This is a genomic window from Staphylococcus felis, from assembly GCF_003012915.1.
Classification (GTDB): Bacteria; Bacillota; Bacilli; order Staphylococcales; family Staphylococcaceae; genus Staphylococcus; species Staphylococcus felis.
Genome location: NZ_CP027770.1, coordinates 2,236,017 through 2,253,876 on the forward strand (window position 1 = coordinate 2,236,017; position 17,860 = coordinate 2,253,876).

A 17,860-nucleotide genomic window follows, 5' to 3' on the forward strand; every position below is an offset into this window, starting at 1 on the left:
GTGAATGTGTTATACTCTTAAATTGTAAAGGCTTACATTTAGCGAATATTTTTATGGAGGGATACATCATGTCATTTGATACGAAACAGATGGATGAATTAATCAAAAAGCCTACTTCACATTTTCAACTTACTACTACTGAACTTTATAACAAAATTTTAAAAAGAGAAGAAGCAGAATTAACAGAATTTGGGGCAATTAACGCTAAAACTGGAGAATATACGGGGCGTTCTCCTAAAGACAAATTCATTGTAGATAATCCACAAGTAAAAGATGATATTGAGTGGGGACCAATCAATCAACCTATTTCTGAAGAAAAATTTTTGAATTTGTATGACCAAGCCCTTGATTATTTAAATCAAAAAGATGAACTATTTGTGTTTAATGGTTATGCTGGTAGTGATCAAGATTCTCGTTTGAAACTTACCGTCATTAATGAATTCGCTTGGCATAATCTCTTTGCTCAAAATATGTTTATTCGACCTCATTCAAAAGAAGAAGCATCAAAAATCCGTGCTGACTTTACTATTGTATCTGCACCTACCTTTAAGGCAAATCCAGAAAAAGATGGAACAAGATCTGAAACATTTGTCATTATCTCCTTTAAGCATAAAATTGTTTTAATTGGGGGTACTGAGTATGCGGGCGAAATGAAAAAATCCATTTTCTCAGTTATGAATTATTTATTACCACAACAGGATATTATGAGTATGCATTGTTCTGCAAATGTAGGAAATAAAGGCGACGTCGCTTTGTTTTTCGGCTTATCTGGTACAGGAAAAACAACGCTATCTGCTGATCCGGAGCGTAGATTAATAGGTGATGATGAGCATGGTTGGAATGAAAATGGGGTTTTCAATATTGAAGGTGGTTGTTATGCAAAAGCCATTAACTTGTCTGCGGAAAAAGAACCTCAAATATTTCAAGCCATCCGCTACGGTACTGTTCTTGAAAACTTAGTAGTTGATGAGCATGGTTATGTCGATTTTGACGATAATCACTTTACTGAAAATACGCGTGCAGCTTATCCTATCCATCATATTGATAATGTTGTATTACCATCAAAAGCATCTCATCCAAATACAATTATTTTCTTAACAGCTGACGCATTTGGTGTGTTACCTCCTATTTCAAAATTGACGAAAGATCAAGCTATGTATCACTTTTTAAGTGGATTCACATCGAAACTTGCTGGAACTGAACGCGGTATTACTGAACCTCTACCATCGTTTTCAACGTGCTTTGGTGCTCCTTTCCTTCCATTGAGTGCTAAAGTCTATGCTGATTTATTAGGTAAACTTATAGATGAACATGAAGTTGACGTATACCTTGTCAACACAGGATGGACTGGTGGTAAATACGGAGAAGGTAACCGTATACAATTAAAATATACACGCAAAATGGTAAATGATGCTATTAAAGGCAATCTTAAAGACGTTCCATTCGAGCAAGACGACATATTCGGCCTAAGCATCCCTAAATCTGTTGAAGGTGTGCCAACTACAATCTTGCAACCTATAAATGCTTGGACTGATAAAGAGGCCTATCGCAAACAAGCACTTGATTTAGTCGAGAGATTCCGAGACAACTTCAAAAAGTTCGGTGAAGAAACAGAACACCTCGAAAAAAACGGTGGATTTAAAGGCTAAAAAAGTTCAAATATCATCAAGATATTAAGCTATCCACTGTTATTATGACTATAAAATAAATAGTTAGTAAAAATATAGAATGAGTGTGAGACTTAGCAACTTTTTCTTATTGGAAATTGATAAACTGCTTTTGTTTCACATTCATTCTTTTTTAAATCCGTCGTTTTAAATCCAAGAAAAAACAATCATCTCACTTGTCAATCATGCTAATCTATCTTGTTCAATGTCATTCATCCATTGATGTACTGTATTCAACACCTGCTTCATTGCTTCAGGTCTAGGGACGTGCCCTTCCTCACACTGATACATTGTTTTAAAATAAGCACCGACTTGCTTTAAATGCGCTTCTAAATAGGCAGCTTGTCTAATACTCACTTGCATATCTTTTGCACCATGAATAATCAGTATTGGTGGCGATTGATGATCAATAGATTTTATAGCATTTCGTAATTCATAAGCTTCCTTATCCTTTTTAGGATGGCCGACCATTCGTCTCAACATGCCACGTAAATCCACACGTTCTTCATACATTAAGTGTAAGTCCATAACACCGCCCCAAATCATATAGCTATCTGCCTTTACTTTTTGAAAAGTAAGCAAACCTTGTATCCCTCCACGCGAAAAACCTATTAAATGTAAATATGCAGTTGGGTAAAATGACTTTAAAATCGATACAGCCTCTTCCACATCTTTCAAATCGTCACCTGCAAAAGCATCTCGTCCTTCACTACCATTACTTCCTCTATAATAGGGTGCAAAAACCAATGTGTGTGGTGATATAAATTGCAATAAACGTGCCAATCGTACACGTCCGACATGTCCTTTACCACCTCTCAAATAAACCACAATTCTCGTTATCTTACGACGCTCTTTGGGAATCACAGACAAACCTCTTACTTTGAGTTGATCCACTTGATAAATCCATTCTTCAACGTCATGCATAAGCAATTCAGCAGGCATAGGCTTACTACTGATAAAAGCCAAGCTCAATCATCCTTTCAACACATTTTAAAATCGCCTTGTCATTGAGTAAGTAACTTTTTTGATGATGGGGTATATCATCAATTGAATTAAATAAAATAGGCCCTTTTGTCTCTAAATAGTCTGTTTTACTATCGATCTTATCTACCATTACAACATACACATCTTTAGTAAAAGCACCTTTTTGTGAAAACACTTTATATTGAGCAATATAATAGGCATGATGAAAACGCGCTCCTGTTTCTTCATATAGTTCTCTTTTTAAGGCAGTCTCACTTTTTTCTCCCAACTCACGCTTACCACCCGGAAATTCTATTCCGCGTATTAAATGCTGTGTAAAAAGCAACTGATTTTTGTAAATCGGCAATGCTAATACATGATCTCCATCACGTTCGTCACTGTCATATTTAAAATCTAATGCTACATGTTGTTGATTCACATCTCTAAACTCCACAAACTTTTCCCCCTTCACATCTATGTTACAATAAAACTATTCATTTCAAGGAGGTACATTTTGAAAACAGTCTTAATTGGTCTCATCAGAATATATCAACGCTTCATTTCACCTTTGACCCCGCCTTCGTGTCGATTTTATCCAACTTGCTCAAACTATACATTAGAAGCAATACGTGTACATGGTGCAATCAAAGGCACTTGGTTAGGGGTCAAAAGAATTCTTAAATGTCACCCATTTCATAAAGGTGGGTTTGATCCCGTTCCAATCAAAAAAGAAAACAAAGATTCTTAATCTATTCAACTCTTAATAACCATCGTCACATGAAAATGATTATTACAAGGTTATTGAAGATGCAGTTAACGTTTGAGCATAACACCACAATTCAAAAAAGGTTTTCTATTTTTGATGAATTGTGAAGTTATGCTAAAAACGTTGTATCCAAAACATCAATTATCGCCTTTTCATAACTTTAAGGTGGTCATCAGCTTTAATCGGCTTTTTTGAACGATTGGCGGATGAAAAAGAATGTCCCCCTCTTTCGATAAGTCCGATTCATCTACAACATCCTCTGTAAAATAGTATCCACTTGGAGTAACATCCCCGGAAAAATCACCAAATTGACTTAAATACGCTGTAAAATAACGACTTAATCCCAGTTCGTACATTCCGCCGATAACAATACGAACCTTTTTTTGCTGTAAATATTCAATTAATTGCAATGCTTTGTCAATACCACCTACACGAAATGGTTTAATGACGACCACACCAATATTATAGCGGTGAACTAATTTTAAAATATTTTGATAAGTGGTTGCTTTTTCATCAATAGCAATGGTAGGCAGTTCATTGGATTCTTCAATAATATTTAAATCTAAAAAAGGTTCTTCAATAAATGCCAAATGATATTTTTTTAACCTTTTTAATTGATTGATATCATCTTGATCCAAGCTTTGATTCGCATCAGTCGATATAGGTATATTAGGATACATGCTACTTATCCATTTAACTTGATCAACTATATGTGCATTCCACTTTATCTTAATACGTCCTGCATGTTCTAAATTCAAAATCCTTCTAGATAAATCGCCATTAATCGTTGAAGTCATTTTAACTTGAAATGAACCTAAATTATGAAATGCTTGATACAAAGCCATCACTAGAGTCGCACGTGCAGCAGGTCTAGAATTGAGTGAATCAATGTAATATTGTGCTTCTTCAAATGTATGAAGTTCAACACCTTTATACTTTTCAAACCACTCACAAAGCGTTTGATATACGGTTTTTATTGTTTCATCATGATACCAATCTGTTTCAAAAGCATTGCACTCACCAAACCATTCATTGTTAAATTCATCAATCAAGCCAATAAATAGTGTCTGACGCGACTCTAATTCAATTTTACGAGTTATCATTGGATGTTTAAATTTAGCAGAAAATTGATAAAAACGTAACTCCTTTAATATCATAGCTCATCACCTGATAAAATTTTACGTTTTAATTTACCTGTACTTGTATAAGGGAGCGCTTTGACAAATTTTATCTTAGTCGGCAGTTTATATTTTGCTAAAAATCGGGATAGATAGCCCTCAATATTAAAGTCAGTTTGATTGGCAACTAAATACAACATTGGTCTTTGTCCCCATGTTTCATCATTGATACCTACACACATCGCATCAATAACTTGTGGATGCATTTTGGCTACATTTTCAACCTCATTGGGATATATATTTTCACCACCACTAATAATTAAATCTTTTCGACGATCGTAAATTTTAACATAACCCCATTCATTGATACTTGCGATATCACCCGTATGAAAATAACCCTCTTGATCAAAAACAGATGAATTGGCATCATTTGGATATATATAACCATTCATAATATTTTTGCCTTTAACACACAATTCTCCATGTCCTTTATCATTAACGTTGATTATTTTTAACGATATGTTTTCAGTGGCTTTACCCACAGTATCATGATGTGCCTTTAACATTTCTGGTGTTGCTGTTAAAAACTGAGAGCAGGTTTCAGTCATTCCAAATGAATTGTATATCGGTAGATGATAACTCAAGCCTAACTGAATAAATTCACTACTCAACTTAGCACCACCTAATAGAATTTTTTCAAGATGATACGGTTGATGTAAACCACTTTCAATGAGTTTTTTCAAAGTAATAGGAACCAATGAAACATGACTTATTTTTTGAGTTTGGATCACATCTAAAACTAATGTCGAGTCAAATTTAGGCATGAGATAAATGGTAAAACCAGCTAGAAGACTTCTTAATACAATACTTAAACCTGAGATATGATATAAAGGCAACACGAGTAACCACTTTGTACGGTCGTTAAATCCTAAACTATTTTGACATTCTCTCGCACTTGCTCGATGATTTTCAAATGTTTGAGGAACTGCTTTTTGAATACCTGTCGTCCCAGATGTAAACATAATCGAGGCAACTTGTTGCTCTGAGTGCATCATTTCTATCGGCGCTAGTTCATTTGATTGCAAGCAGTCATAATGAATAACATCAAAAGTATCACTAATTTTTAAATTTTGAGTTGTCACAATCGTATTTACTTGAATTGATTTCATTTGCGTCATTATTTCATTTTGAGTCAATCGATTATTAATAAGTGCAATTTCAATATTATAGAGCCATGCTGCATGAATTAAAATAAGTGACTCAACTGAATTATCAATATATAGACCAAGACGCTTTTGCTTTAATGCTTTTAATGCCGTACCTTTTTGTTGTGCCAATTTCATTAATGCTTTAAAGGTTAAGGATTGCTGCTCTGATTCAATCGCAATCTGATTCGGATTGAGTCGCGCTTTTGTTACGAGCCAGTGTTCCATGTTAGTCCTCCTAAATAGTATCATTACTACTATTATAGTCATTATTTAATATTCTTGCATTTTTTAAATTTACTTCATCAAAATACATAAAAAGAAGATACCTTGGATGTCGTTTATCAATAATCCAAAATACCTTCTTCCTACATTGTCATTTCAAATGAACTTTAAAGCATCTTTACCAATTGTATAGACACTCTTGACACTCTTATTTGATCCATCTGATAAATCCATTACTTTCTCTCTTTCTGCTCTGTCACTGTACCTTTAATTTTTTTATCTTCTGTTTCAAAAACTTTACCTGTAATTATATGCTTAATAGCACAACTTACTACTAGTTTCCTTATATTTAATAGCATAAGGACAAAATCAACTTCTCGTTTTACTTTATTCAGCCCTCGAAACAACATATTCAATTGAACCCCAAAATAGCCCTCATAAATCCAAAAACTGGTTCTACATCAATTTTTCTTTGTTTGTAGATTTTTTGGGTTTCTGGTTTAGAAGACTTTTAATTCATTTAAGCTTTAAAATACGCCCAATTATAATTTTTTATTTGTTTTTGAATTAAATTTCATACACTGAATTCAAAGTGACCAACCAGAACAGTCATCACACTTATATAATATAAAAAGCGTATTAAACAGCAATATCACATTACTTAATGCGTTATCACCTCACCCAACCGACGTTGACAAAGAACCGAATAAATTTATCGTTGATTTCATAATATGGACAGTTTTGTATATTGAAGATGTCACCTTTAAATTTTTTGGTTTTATCTTTAAGGAAAATGCCATATTTTCTTGTTTGATTTCAGATTTAAACTGATCACTAACTAAAGTTAAGATGAAAGGGGTTGTATTATTTTTGAACTTTGTGGTAATAGTAATAAAAAGGTAACAGAGCTACTATCCCAAAGGCAAAGAATAATAGAGCAACTAATAAATTCTTTTCTGTTAGATAAATACCAATAGCTATAAAGAGCGTTGAAATCATTAGACTGGCTGAAAAGTACGTTGCAATTTTATTTATTAACTTTTTTGGCACTCTTTCTGATTCTATTGAGGCAATAACTTTAATATTCTTAGAACTTAACACATAAATTGCCATTATAGCTGACATAATTAGTAATAAAATCGGAATAATTACACTCAACATCTAACACCTCACATTCTTTGAGCTATTAAATCGATATATTATTCTAAATTAATAGTAGTGTAGCATAAACAGACTCTATAATAAATCGGACTAGTGGAATGAAAGAATTCATTTTACTAGTCCGATTTTCTTTAGAAATGTAAAAGAGCGCAATAATCTCTATTATTAAAAGTGACCAAACCATTAATAAAGGAGAGATTATGCGCCTGCACATCATCTTACATCAAACACACTAAATTTTAAAGATAAAATATTCATTTTGAGGAGAGGATTGATAAAAAGCGTTTAAAGGAAGGTACTGAACCCTTATTATTTTTTTACTTTTTTGAGGAGAAATATAAATGAGTGTTAGAAAATACGGAGGTAAATGGGGTTATCACTTTGGTTGTGAGGGAGCGAGATATAGAAAACAAGGTTTCAAAACAAAAAGAGAAGCTGTTGAAGCAGAGACAAAAGCTAAAAACAAAATTATGAAAGGCATTGTTATTAATAACAAATCGTCATTTCTCGATTACTATAACCAATGAATTGAAGTTAATAAAAAAGATGTCATTACAGACAAAGCTTATGCCACTTTTGTAAACTCGATTAATCAGTTTAAAAGATTTTTGCAATCAGAAAATATATCAGATGTAACAATGGATAATCTATCCACTACATTGTATAGAAAGTTTATCAAGTAGTATGGATCTAACCACACTACCGAAATGAAGTGTACCCCTAAAGTTGAGTTTTAAGGTTCAACTTTAGGGGTGTTTATTTTGAATAAAAACCATGAACTAGATTTTAAATTAAAACTTATCAATGAATACAAGGAAGAAAAACTTGCTTCTGAAAATCAAATTTATTTCTTTTTAGGTTTTCCTACTAAAAATAAGGCTACTAAGACAACTAATATAGCTATTAGTATAGAAAAAATAATTTTGCCTAATAAGTCACTCGGCATAGACCAAAAAAAGCTAACAGTAGAGAAAACTAATATAGCTATTAATCCTAATTTTAATGCATAAATTACTCTATCCATAAAATCATCCTTACTGGTATCCCCATTTTTGAGCCACAAGAACATATTGTCCTGTTGCATCTTGTTGTGCTTTAAAATTAATATAAATACCTTTATCAGTATTTATATTAGAACTAGCGATAGAGCCTAAGAAAGCACCAACTCCACCACCTAAAACACCACCTATTAGCCCCCCTATAACTGTTGATGCAGCAGAACCTAAAGCGGCTATCGTTTTAGTATAAGCTGATGATAAATATAAAGTAGATGTATTATCACTCGTTTCAACATATTGAGTTTTGCCTGCTCTTAGTTGATCCTCTGCTTTATATTTTTTTATTTCTTGTTTGGTAAAAATATCGCTTATATTATAGCCATGTTTTTTAAGTTCATCAAACAAATCTTGATTGCTAAAATACTTAACCTTACTAACTGTTGAATTAGTACTAGCATTTACTATCGAACCTGCTGAAACAGTAATTGGAAGAAAAAGTAAAATACTTAAAAGTAATAAAATTGTAGATTTCTTTAAACAAATATTAATATTAAAACTACTCTTTAATATAAACATTCCTTTAATATATATCCCTATTAGTTATTATACCACATTTAAATAACTTTATTATCTTTGAACCCGAAATTCATATTTAGTGGCGTTTAAATTGCCTAATTAAATTCCTACATATTATGTTTATCACAAAAAAGAGCAGTCGTAATGACCGCCATTAATAATGTAGTGAGTATGTTACTTTACTTAATAACGCTCCATAACTTGCCTACTTTACCATCTTAAGTTCTAATAGGTAAATAATAACGTTTACCTTTGTACGTATATCCAATCCAAACACGATTATCTTATAACATCAACTCATCATAACCGATATAACCACCCTTTTTAAATGTATATCCAACTGGACAATTTCTAAAAGGGTCGTCTAAATGAGCGATAATATCGGAATTTGCAGTAAACCTAAATTTTTTTATATAAAGTTCCGTATTGATTACGTTTCCATTCTCCAGTTTTTGATGTTTTAGATTTCGCTTTAGGTTTAGATGGTGTTTTCCTGATTTAATTTGGTTTAAGTCATGTTGAACTTTATTTTCAAACTCTGCTCAATTCACATTAACACACATTTTGTGTGGACAATCCTTAGTTAGCAATATAGAAGAATATCTTTACAATAAAGATACCACCATCTGTACTTATGATTTGATCAATCGCTTTTGTTCTACTCTCACCTACTCGACGAACATAAAAAAGAGCAAGGTCAACGTGTCAGAGAAATATTTTCTTGACACATATTTGACACTTACTCTTTAAAAAGCCCATCAAATCAATGATTATACACTATATTTTACGGAGAGTGAGGGATTCGAACCCTCGAGACGCTTGTGGCGTCTACACACTTTCCAGGCGTGCTCCTTCGGCCAACTCGGACAACCCTCCACTATAAAATAAAAAATCAGAAGCGATATTTCACTTCTGATTATATGACTCCTACGGGACTCGAACCCGTGTTACCGCCGTGAAAGGGCGGTGTCTTAACCGCTTGACCAAGGAGCCGTGGCTCCACAGGTAGGACTCGAACCTACGACCGATCGGTTAACAGCCGATAGCTCTACCACTGAGCTACTGTGGATTAATAAAATAATGGAGCGGGTGATGGGAATCGAACCCACAACATCAGCTTGGAAGGCTGAGGTTTTGCCATTAAACTACACCCGCAAATGATATCGATATGGGCGGTTGATGGGAATCGAACCCACGAATGTCGGAACCACAATCCGATGCGTTAACCACTTCGCCACAACCGCCGTGATAAAGAAGTGGTTCAGGACGGAATCGAACCGCCGACACAAGGATTTTCAGTCCTTTGCTCTACCGACTGAGCTACTGAACCATAAAATAATGGCGGTCCCGACGGGAATCGAACCCGCGATCTCCTGCGTGACAGGCAGGCGTGTTAAACCGCTCCACTACGGGACCTACTAAAATTGCGGGAGGCGGATTTGAACCACCGACCTCCGGGTTATGAGCCCGACGAGCTACCGAACTGCTCTATCCCGCGCTAATATTATTTTCGAATCACTTACTTAACTAGTATATCAAATTGTAAATATAATGTCAACGCTTTTTTAAATTTATTTTAAGATTAATAAATTTTGTTAAATGATAAAGCGCCTCTTGTCTTTTCATTCATGATAAGAAAAAGCTTATCAATCAATGTTCTTTCCTTTACAAATTCTTACATTTTTAAAGGGATTTTTAAGACTTTTTTAGTATATAGCCTTATTATTAAAACGTCAACGCATTTCGAATAAAAATTAAGTGTAATTTAATTCCTTTAAAGTAATAAATTAAAATAAGTGAGTTACTGATGTCATCTAATCTGAGTGGAATGGAAATATCTACTTTCAAAAAGTTCCCCCTATTACTCAAGATCTATAAAATACAAAAAGGCTCTCAAGGTGTATGGAGGATTAATCAACCTTGAGAGCAATTTGTGGAATCTTAAACATGATTAGGAGAATACAAATACATTATGTAGATAGAAATCATCTATCTATCTAATATTATATTTAGGTTAGCCTAAAAAATCAACCGAAAACATATCTATATATGAATTTACATCTTGAAAAGGTATTGAAATTATGTCGTTAAAGCATTTTTGACGAAAGCATTTTTCTTATTATCTGATCTTCAATCAAAATTAATAATTACTTTTTTCTTTAAAAATAAAAAGGAATCAAATCCATCTTCTTTACAAAAATGACCGCCCTCTTCCAATTCATAAAATTTACCATCAAGCTTTTCACATAATACTTTTGTTAATTCAAATGGAACGATAGGATCATCTTTTGCTGCAATAGCAAAAATTTGATTGAAGCGCTCTTTTAAATGGCTATAATCTATATTTTCATCTATAAATTCATCTAGCATGGATAATGAATTTATTTTTTCATTAAAACCTGAAACGATAGCTAATTTACCTATGTTGTTTTGTGGTAATTGTTCTAGATATCTTAAAACTGTGATAGCTCCTAAACTGTGTGCAACAAATATTGTTTCTGAATTAACTTCTGCAATGTGATGTTTCATGTATGCTAACCATTCGGACAATATAGGCTGGTCAGAATGTGGTAAATCAAGAACCGTCACATCATGGCCTTCTAACTCTAATGATGATTTTAGCCATTGAAACCAATGGCTGTTACTATTAGCTTGATACCCATGGACTATATAAACATTAGTCATAATCAAAGCCTCCTACTATATTAAATCAACAATTTTATCATATCACAGTTGATTCATTTTTATGCAATGAAACCTTTTAATCATCATAATAACTATGGTGATTAAAAGGTTTAGTCATACTCGATTTATATTAATATACTATCGAATTCGGGGTATTAATTTTTCAACAGCATTTTGAGCTTGTAAAATACAATCTGGCAAACCGACCGCTTCAAATGGCGCACCTGTGATTTGAAGATGTTGATAATTATCATAGATATGCGCTTGAATCTCTTTAATTTTAGAAATATGACCTACGTGATATTGGGGACTCGCTTGTATCATTTTATTCACAATTGTAAAATCTGGAGACCCCTGAAATTTCATCACTTTTGATAAATCTCGTTGTGCAATTTGAACTAATTCTTCTTCTGTACAATCCTCTACAATGCGTTGTCCTGGTTTACCAATATAAGCTCGAATTAATGTTTTTCCCTTTGGTGTCGTATGAGGCCATTTTTTGGACGTCCAAGTACAAGCGGTAATATCAGTTTGACTTGTTCGTGAAACGACAAACCCTGTACCGTTCTCATAATTTTCAATATTAGCGTTATCATATGCCATTGCTATCGTAGCGACTGATGATGCATTAAGTGACTTAAAATAATCAAACATAGGATCATTTTCAAACCATTTTTGAAATACTTGATGCGGAGTCGCAACAATAACACCATCATAAAAAATGGTGTTATCATTTTCAAAAATGAGGTTATAACCTTGTTGCGTTGATGATAAATCTTTTACGGTTGTTTGATATTCTATTGTTACCTCTCGTGCTTTCAACCATGCCTCTAATTTTAAAATAAAATCATAAAGCCCTTGCTTGAATTGTTTAAACTGACCTTGTGCACCAACACGATTGTTATTTTCATTCTTTTGTCGCGCCCGACGAACTTGCTTCATCCCTTTAATAATACTTCCATGTTCTTCTTCTAATGATTTAAAATAAGGAAAAGTACTCATTAAGCTTAATTGATCAATATCTGTTCCATAAATTCCGCTTAATAAAGGCTCAATCAATTTTTCAAGCAATTCATCTCCTAATCTTGCTCGAAAAAAATGCCCGACAGATATATCATCTTCCGTAATTGATATAGGCTTCATCGTTAAATCTTTAAGTGCACGTATTTTACCTTTTAGAGTAATTAATTTTGTTGATATGAATGGTTTAATATCGGTAGGAACTCCAAGAATTGAACCTCCCGGAATGGGATACAGCTGGTTTTGTGCATAAATATAAGATTGTCCTGTCTGATTTGTTACTATGTCGTCCTCATTCATCCCAATTTCACGTGCAACATCAGTCATGATTTTTTTACGCCCTAAGTATGATTCAGGTCCTAATTCGATGACATAACCATCTCTTTTTTCTGTTTTAATTTTTCCGCCTGGTCGATTCGTTGCTTCGTATATCGTCACATCGACCTCAGGGTAATTTTTCTTTATAAAAAATGCACTAGATAAACCTGTTATTCCTGCTCCTATAACCGCAACTCTAGTCATTTGAACTCACGCCTCTTTCAAAATATTAGAAATTTCATCAACTATTGCTCCTATAAATAATGGATGTACATCTGGCATTGGAGGACGATGATAATTAACACCTAGCTCTTCACATATCACTTTACATTCATAATCATTGTCGTATAAGACTTCTAAGTGTTCGGCTACAAATCCTACAGGCGCGTATATGAAGTGTTTATAGTTATATTGTTTATACAGGTCTCTCGTTAAATCTTGCACGTCTGGACCGAGCCAAGGTGTACCTGTATTTCCTTCTGATTGCCAACCTACAACTACATTTTGTATCGGTGACTGCGCTTGAATGAGACTTGCTGTGTCTGCTAGCGCTTTGGGATATGGATCATTATTATCTTTAATCATTTTTTCAGGTAAACTATGCGCTGAAACAACAAGTACCGTATCACGATGTGCATCATTCGGAATTTGAACCAATGTTTCATTAATACGTTCTGTCCAGTAATCTATAAACTTTTGTTGTTGATAATATTGATTAACATGATATAAGTTAATTTGATATGTCTTAGCTTTTTCTGAAGCACGTCGATTATATGAACCGACTGAAAAACGAGAATAATGGGGTGCTAAAACAACTGTTACCGCTTCTTTTATACCATCTTGATACATTTGTGTAACTGCATCTTCAATAAATGGATGTATATGTTTTAATCCGATATATAACTTGAATTCGTAATCATCATAATTATCATTCAACATCTTTTGAATTGCTTCAGCTTGACGTTCTGTCGTCCCTGCTAAAGGAGAAAGCCCCCCGATAGCCTCATACCTAGATATTAAATCATTCAACTCTTCTTCAGTTGGTTTTTTTCCACGTCGAATATCCGTATAGTAAGGCTCTATATCACTTTTTTGATAAGGTGTACCATAAGCCATAACAAGTAACCCTATTTGTTTTTTCATCATTTATATCCACCTTTTTTTGAACTCATTCTTACCTTTTTGTATATGCATGGACAAATTGAGCAACACGTCGTAATGTTTCTGGTTGTACTTCAGGAAATACGCCATGTCCCAAATTAAAAATATGTTGTCCATGACGCTGCCCTTGATCAAGAATGCCTTTTATTCTTTTTTCAATGACGTCCCAAGGCGCTAGTAAAATACTTGGATCTAAATTACCTTGTATTGTTTTTGTAACCCCTTTTGAGTGAGCTTCATCAATTGACATTCTCCAATCTAAGCCAAGTACGTCAATCGGTAGTGCATTCCATGATTGAATTAAATGGCTTGCACCTACTCCAAATAAAATCACAGGTACATCTAATTGCTTTATACCTTTGACGAGCTTTTCCATGCATGGTTTTACATAGTAGTCATAATCGGATTGGTTTAGTGCTCCTCCCCATGAATCAAATATTTGAATGAGTTGCGCACCTGCTTCAACTTGTGCACCGACATATGTGATGGACATCTCTGCAAGGGTATCCATTAATTTAAACCATGTCGTTTCATCACTATACATCAATGCCTTGGTATAATTATAATTTTTCGATGGTCCCCCTTCTATCATATAACTTGCTAATGTAAATGGCGCGCCAGTAAAGCCAATTAGAGGAACATTGAGCTTTTCTTTTGTTAATAATTTAATCGTATCTAAGACAAAAGGAACGTCACGTTTAGGATCTATTTTCCCTAACTTTTCGACATCAGACAATTGTCGAATTGGATTAGCGATGACTGGACCGATACCCGACTTAATCTCTACATCTACCCCTATAGCTTTAAGTGGTGTCATAATATCTTTATATAATACTGCTGCATCGGTATCATATTGTTGAACTGGTAATTCTGTAACATAAGCACATAATTCTGGTTGATGTGTGATATCAAAAAGGGAATATTTTTCTTTGAGTTTTCGATATTCAGGTTGAGAACGGCCAGCTTGTCTCATAAACCAAACCGGTGTGTGAGAAGTAGACTCTCCTTTAATTGTTTTTAAAATCGTATCATTAAAATTCGTGTTCATTTGCTCCTCCTTAAAGAATCATTCTATCCAAATATAACATATGTCGATAGCGATACTCATTTAAATCAGTCGTTGTCATCAAAATTTAAAAACTTAATATGAAAACATGCTGTGTCGAGCACTTACAATTGACAAAACTGATTAAATTTATTACCTTTTTTAATTATATAGGGTTATATTAAAGTAGTACTTTAAAAAACAACATATTATAATATGCTAAAGGAGGCTAACATCATGAAACTATACACTACTTATGGTACTTATAACTATTTACATCAAATTCAACTCAATCATACTGATCGTAATTTATTAATTTTTTCTGGAGACGATCAATCTATATTAATGGAAGAAACAACGAAAGAAACTATTTTTCAACAGCCTAATCATTATCGTGTATTGTCTCGAAGTGGTGAATTGTCGTCTAATGATTTTTTAGCTACTATTTCAATTCCTACTACGGATGACCATAAATATCAACTTGAAAAAAAGCTAGAATCTTACTTACCGATTTTATCTGATTTTAAAGGGTATCATAGTTTCCGATTGTTAAAATCTATGAAATCAAATGTATATAAAATCGCATTTGGATTTGATTCACGTTTATCATATGAAGAATTCAAAAAATCATCTTCTTTCCGAAATCATTTTTCTAAAGAAGCCGTTCGATCTTTAGCAGGTGCTTCATCTGTACATGCTTCATATCTAGAAAAATATTTTTATTCCATTGTAGAAGAAGATTCTGTTAACCAGATTGAAAATTAAAAATATTGATGACCATCCCTTATGAAAACATCTCGAATTGAAAGACTTATAGATTGTTCGAGGATTAGTGACTCTTGTCTTTGAAAGGGAATCATCAAAAATGAAATAGAATCTAGGACATCAATCCCAATCGAGTAGGAGAGTAGCCATTAATTGACTACTCGTCCTCTCACACCACCGAGCGTACGGTTCCGTACTCGGCGGTTCAATATCTTGCGTAAGCCAACTCTGCAAGCTGGGTTAATGGTATCAGTCCCCACTTGTAGAGTTGTTTTGTTGTAAGTGCACGATGAACCTCGTGCGTGTTTGATAGTCGCCAGTACTTTTTTCGAGACTGTGCGATTTTCATCGCACTTCTATGGTCAAGACCATATTGGCGCAACATCTTATACTTAGTTCTTACTCTTTTCCACCGTTTAAGTATGAGTTGTCTAAGTCGGCGGTTTAACCAAGATTGCGTGTTTTCAATAAATTCTCTAATAAAACCTCTACCAAAGTAATTTATCCAGCCTCTCGTCACTTGGTTAATTTCAGTGATAATGTCTTTAAAGGTACCGGGTCTATTTCGTTTCGTTATTTTCCTTAAGACGCGTATTAAATTTCTTTTTGCTTCCGTAGTCGGTCTGAAACGACAAACCCCATTTACCTTGGTTATTAGACAACTCAAGAACTTTAAACGTGTGACTGCTCCTATTCTGCTTTTATCTTCATTGACAGCCAACTTCAGTTGCTTTTCAATGAATTTCGTTACACTCATCATTACGCGTTCACCTGCACGTTTTGTCCGTACAAAGATGACAAAGTCATCTGCATAGCGTACAAACCGGTGTCCACGCTTTTCGAGTTCTTTATCCAGTTCATGTAGATAGATATTACATAGTAAAGGAGAGATAACGCCCCCTTGTGGTGCACCTATCTTTCTTTCTGCGACTTCGCCAGATAGGTCAATGGCACCTACTTGTAAACTTCTACGGATAAATGTTGAAATTGACTTATCTTGAACATGGCGTTCGAACAAATACATCAGCTTATCATGATTTAACATGTCAAAGCACTGTTTCAAATCACAATCCACGGCTATTTTATAGCCCTCTTCGTAGTAAATAGCGCATTGCTTAAGTGCTGTTCCTGTGCTACGATTAGGTCTGAAACCATGGCTATGATTCGAAAATGTTCGGTCGATGCTGGGTTCAATCACTTGTTTAATCGCTTGTTGTATTACCCTGTCTCTAGCGACAGGGATACCAAGCACACGCATTTTCCCATTTGGTTTGGGAATTTGCACTTTTCGAACTGCTTGAGGTTGGTATGTGCCTTCAAGCAGTTTTTTCGTTATCTGTGAAAAGTACTGCGCAAAGTGAGCACGAAGTTCACTGACTTTCATGCCGTCAATTCCAGGAGCACCTTTGTTTTTCTTAACTTTCTTGATAGCTTTTTCTATGTTGTCTGGTCTTACAACAAGCTCCATCAATGATGGAGACTTACGATACATTTCTTTCATTTCACCTAAGATTTACTGTACACACTTATGTATTCTTTTTTTTCGTTCCACTACTTATCCTTCCATAAGCTGCCGATTAAACCGTATTCTGTACGTCGTAAATCTATAACCTCCAATCTTTACTTTGTATTGAATATTGTTCAGTCCTTCGGTACATTTTCCCTACTATGACTTCTGCTGACTTCTCATCATTCGTTGTTACTACGGTAGAGTACCGCTGATGAGACCTCCCCGGGTAAGATGTAACCTCTTTCCACTCATGCCACCGCATCATTTACTATATAGAACTCGGGTAGTATTGGACTTTATCTTGTTCTGCAGATTCATCCATTCTACATAGCCTTGTATGATGTTTCTGTTCGTCAGTGCGAGTGTTTGCGTCCGACTTCCTTCAGATTCCACTTCGCAATGGACACCCTTGTCTTTCGCTAACAGTTCCTACTACCAAGCCTGTAACGGACTTTCACCGTCAAGATGTTACCCATGCCGGGCGCACAAATATAGCGTAGAGATGATTCATGATTGAATCACCTCTACGCTTTTCCTTTATCAATCATTCGTATTGTTTGGCTCGCATTTCCTAGGGGATGGGTCGAGCCGCGGTCTCGACGCTCATCCTATTCCCTCAGGAGTCTCGCCAACAATACGACGTGATATACATGTAATTATACATTAAAATATTTTGA

16 protein-coding genes, 8 tRNA genes and 2 pseudogenes are annotated in these 17,860 nt (G+C 34.4%); 5 read left to right on the forward strand and 21 right to left on the reverse strand.

Going from position 1 to position 17,860, the window contains the following annotated elements; genetic code table 11:
* Positions 1-68: 68 nt before the first annotated feature.
* The gene (gene pckA, locus C7J90_RS10450) at positions 69-1,649 is read left to right on the forward strand and encodes a phosphoenolpyruvate carboxykinase (ATP) (RefSeq protein ID WP_103209759.1); all 1,581 of its coding nucleotides are present in this window, start codon (positions 69-71) and stop codon (positions 1,647-1,649) included.
* A gap of 201 nt (positions 1,650-1,850) precedes the next feature.
* Here the strand turns inward: pckA and C7J90_RS10455 are convergent, their stop codons facing one another.
* The gene (locus C7J90_RS10455) at positions 1,851-2,633 is read right to left on the reverse strand and encodes an alpha/beta hydrolase family protein (RefSeq protein WP_232618835.1); all 783 of its coding nucleotides are present in this window, start codon (positions 2,631-2,633) and stop codon (positions 1,851-1,853) included.
* Entirely contained in the window at positions 2,617-3,084 is a 468-nt protein-coding gene (gene ytkD, locus C7J90_RS10460) for an RNA deprotection pyrophosphohydrolase (protein WP_103209761.1), read from the reverse strand. Before ytkD ends, C7J90_RS10455 begins: the two co-directional genes overlap by 17 nt.
* A gap of 60 nt (positions 3,085-3,144) precedes the next feature.
* On the opposite strand from ytkD, the gene yidD reads away from it, so the two are divergent.
* Positions 3,145-3,378, forward strand: a complete 234-nt coding sequence (yidD, locus tag C7J90_RS10465) for a membrane protein insertion efficiency factor YidD (protein WP_103209763.1) — start codon at positions 3,145-3,147, stop codon at positions 3,376-3,378.
* Between the two features lie 170 nt (positions 3,379-3,548).
* On the opposite strand, the gene menC is transcribed toward yidD, so the two are convergent.
* The 4 genes and pseudogenes from menC to C7J90_RS10480 form a co-directional block, all read right to left on the reverse strand.
* Positions 3,549-4,553 (reverse strand): o-succinylbenzoate synthase, encoded by a 1,005-nt coding sequence (menC, locus tag C7J90_RS10470; RefSeq protein WP_103209765.1) that lies wholly within the window; start codon positions 4,551-4,553, stop codon positions 3,549-3,551.
* Positions 4,550-5,947, reverse strand: a complete 1,398-nt coding sequence (gene menE, locus C7J90_RS10475) for an o-succinylbenzoate--CoA ligase (RefSeq protein WP_103209766.1) — start codon at positions 5,945-5,947, stop codon at positions 4,550-4,552. The genes menC and menE overlap by 4 nt, the downstream gene beginning before the upstream one ends.
* Positions 5,948-6,177: 230 nt before the next feature.
* Positions 6,178-6,745, reverse strand: a pseudogene (locus tag C7J90_RS12200) (transposase); the annotation flags it as partial.
* Positions 6,746-6,808: 63 nt separating this feature from the next.
* Positions 6,809-7,105, reverse strand: coding sequence for a hypothetical protein (locus C7J90_RS10480; protein WP_103209768.1), 297 nt, complete (start codon positions 7,103-7,105; stop codon positions 6,809-6,811).
* Positions 7,106-7,446: 341 nt separating this feature from the next.
* On the opposite strand from C7J90_RS10480, the gene C7J90_RS12205 reads away from it, so the two are divergent.
* Together C7J90_RS12205 and C7J90_RS10490 are read left to right on the forward strand one after the other, a co-directional pair.
* Positions 7,447-7,632, forward strand: coding sequence for an Arm DNA-binding domain-containing protein (locus C7J90_RS12205; RefSeq protein ID WP_232618833.1), 186 nt, complete (start codon positions 7,447-7,449; stop codon positions 7,630-7,632).
* Positions 7,633-7,866: 234 nt separating this feature from the next.
* Positions 7,867-8,115 (forward strand): hypothetical protein, encoded by a 249-nt coding sequence (locus tag C7J90_RS10490; protein ID WP_103209769.1) that lies wholly within the window; start codon positions 7,867-7,869, stop codon positions 8,113-8,115.
* Between the two features lie 24 nt (positions 8,116-8,139).
* On the opposite strand, the gene C7J90_RS10495 is transcribed toward C7J90_RS10490, so the two are convergent.
* From C7J90_RS10495 to hemE, 14 genes and pseudogenes are all read right to left on the reverse strand, one after another.
* Positions 8,140-8,679 (reverse strand): hypothetical protein, encoded by a 540-nt coding sequence (locus C7J90_RS10495; RefSeq protein ID WP_232618831.1) that lies wholly within the window; start codon positions 8,677-8,679, stop codon positions 8,140-8,142.
* A gap of 218 nt (positions 8,680-8,897) precedes the next feature.
* Positions 8,898-9,182, reverse strand: a pseudogene (locus C7J90_RS12275) (SH3 domain-containing protein).
* 284 nt (positions 9,183-9,466) lie between these two features.
* Positions 9,467-9,555, reverse strand: a tRNA-Ser gene (locus tag C7J90_RS10510).
* Between the two features lie 45 nt (positions 9,556-9,600).
* A tRNA-Glu gene (locus C7J90_RS10515) sits at positions 9,601-9,672 on the reverse strand.
* A 1-nt stretch (position 9,673) separates the two neighbouring features.
* Positions 9,674-9,748, reverse strand: a tRNA-Asn gene (locus C7J90_RS10520).
* A 12-nt stretch (positions 9,749-9,760) separates the two neighbouring features.
* Positions 9,761-9,834 (reverse strand) — tRNA-Gly (locus C7J90_RS10525).
* A gap of 16 nt (positions 9,835-9,850) precedes the next feature.
* A tRNA-His gene (locus C7J90_RS10530) sits at positions 9,851-9,923 on the reverse strand.
* Positions 9,924-9,936: 13 nt separating this feature from the next.
* Positions 9,937-10,009: transfer RNA gene (locus C7J90_RS10535), tRNA-Phe, on the reverse strand.
* Between the two features lie 9 nt (positions 10,010-10,018).
* A tRNA-Asp gene (locus C7J90_RS10540) sits at positions 10,019-10,095 on the reverse strand.
* A gap of 8 nt (positions 10,096-10,103) precedes the next feature.
* A tRNA-Met gene (locus C7J90_RS10545) sits at positions 10,104-10,177 on the reverse strand.
* A gap of 632 nt (positions 10,178-10,809) precedes the next feature.
* Entirely contained in the window at positions 10,810-11,364 is a 555-nt protein-coding gene (locus C7J90_RS10550; RefSeq protein ID WP_103209482.1) for an RBBP9/YdeN family alpha/beta hydrolase, read from the reverse strand.
* Between the two features lie 138 nt (positions 11,365-11,502).
* Positions 11,503-12,906 (reverse strand): protoporphyrinogen oxidase, encoded by a 1,404-nt coding sequence (gene hemY / locus C7J90_RS12100; protein WP_103209480.1) that lies wholly within the window; start codon positions 12,904-12,906, stop codon positions 11,503-11,505.
* Between the two features lie 6 nt (positions 12,907-12,912).
* A complete protein-coding gene (gene hemH / locus C7J90_RS12105; protein ID WP_103209484.1) occupies positions 12,913-13,845 on the reverse strand; it encodes a ferrochelatase in 933 nt (310 codons plus the stop codon).
* 31 nt (positions 13,846-13,876) lie between these two features.
* Entirely contained in the window at positions 13,877-14,911 is a 1,035-nt protein-coding gene (gene hemE / locus C7J90_RS10565) for a uroporphyrinogen decarboxylase (RefSeq protein ID WP_103209479.1), read from the reverse strand.
* Positions 14,912-15,145: 234 nt separating this feature from the next.
* On the opposite strand from hemE, the gene C7J90_RS10570 reads away from it, so the two are divergent.
* Positions 15,146-15,673 carry a signal transduction protein TRAP gene (locus tag C7J90_RS10570; protein ID WP_103209477.1) on the forward strand — a complete coding sequence of 176 codons (528 nt, stop codon included), beginning with the start codon at positions 15,146-15,148 and terminating at the stop codon, positions 15,671-15,673.
* Between the two features lie 205 nt (positions 15,674-15,878).
* On the opposite strand, the gene ltrA is transcribed toward C7J90_RS10570, so the two are convergent.
* Positions 15,879-17,165 (reverse strand): group II intron reverse transcriptase/maturase, encoded by a 1,287-nt coding sequence (gene ltrA, locus C7J90_RS10575; protein ID WP_106465067.1) that lies wholly within the window; start codon positions 17,163-17,165, stop codon positions 15,879-15,881.
* Positions 17,166-17,860 lie beyond the last annotated feature (695 nt).

Bases quoted from the DNA above. Each gene is read 5' to 3' on its own strand.
- hemH (WP_103209484.1), bottom strand. From the start codon at position 13,845: ATGAAAAAACAAATAGGGTTACTTGTTATGGCTTATGGTACACCTTAT.
- pckA (WP_103209759.1), top strand. From the start codon at position 69: ATGTCATTTGATACGAAACAGATGGATGAATTAATCAAAAAGCCTACT.
- menC (WP_103209765.1), bottom strand. From the start codon at position 4,553: ATGATATTAAAGGAGTTACGTTTTTATCAATTTTCTGCTAAATTTAAA.
- C7J90_RS10495 (WP_232618831.1), bottom strand. From the start codon at position 8,679: ATGTTTATATTAAAGAGTAGTTTTAATATTAATATTTGTTTAAAGAAA.
- C7J90_RS10570 (WP_103209477.1), top strand. From the start codon at position 15,146: ATGAAACTATACACTACTTATGGTACTTATAACTATTTACATCAAATT.
- C7J90_RS10550 (WP_103209482.1), bottom strand. From the start codon at position 11,364: ATGACTAATGTTTATATAGTCCATGGGTATCAAGCTAATAGTAACAGC.
- menE (WP_103209766.1), bottom strand. From the start codon at position 5,947: ATGGAACACTGGCTCGTAACAAAAGCGCGACTCAATCCGAATCAGATT.
- ltrA (WP_106465067.1), bottom strand. From the start codon at position 17,165: ATGTATCGTAAGTCTCCATCATTGATGGAGCTTGTTGTAAGACCAGAC.
- hemY (WP_103209480.1), bottom strand. From the start codon at position 12,906: ATGACTAGAGTTGCGGTTATAGGAGCAGGAATAACAGGTTTATCTAGT.
- C7J90_RS12205 (WP_232618833.1), top strand. From the start codon at position 7,447: ATGAGTGTTAGAAAATACGGAGGTAAATGGGGTTATCACTTTGGTTGT.
- hemE (WP_103209479.1), bottom strand. From the start codon at position 14,911: ATGAACACGAATTTTAATGATACGATTTTAAAAACAATTAAAGGAGAG.
- C7J90_RS10480 (WP_103209768.1), bottom strand. From the start codon at position 7,105: ATGTTGAGTGTAATTATTCCGATTTTATTACTAATTATGTCAGCTATA.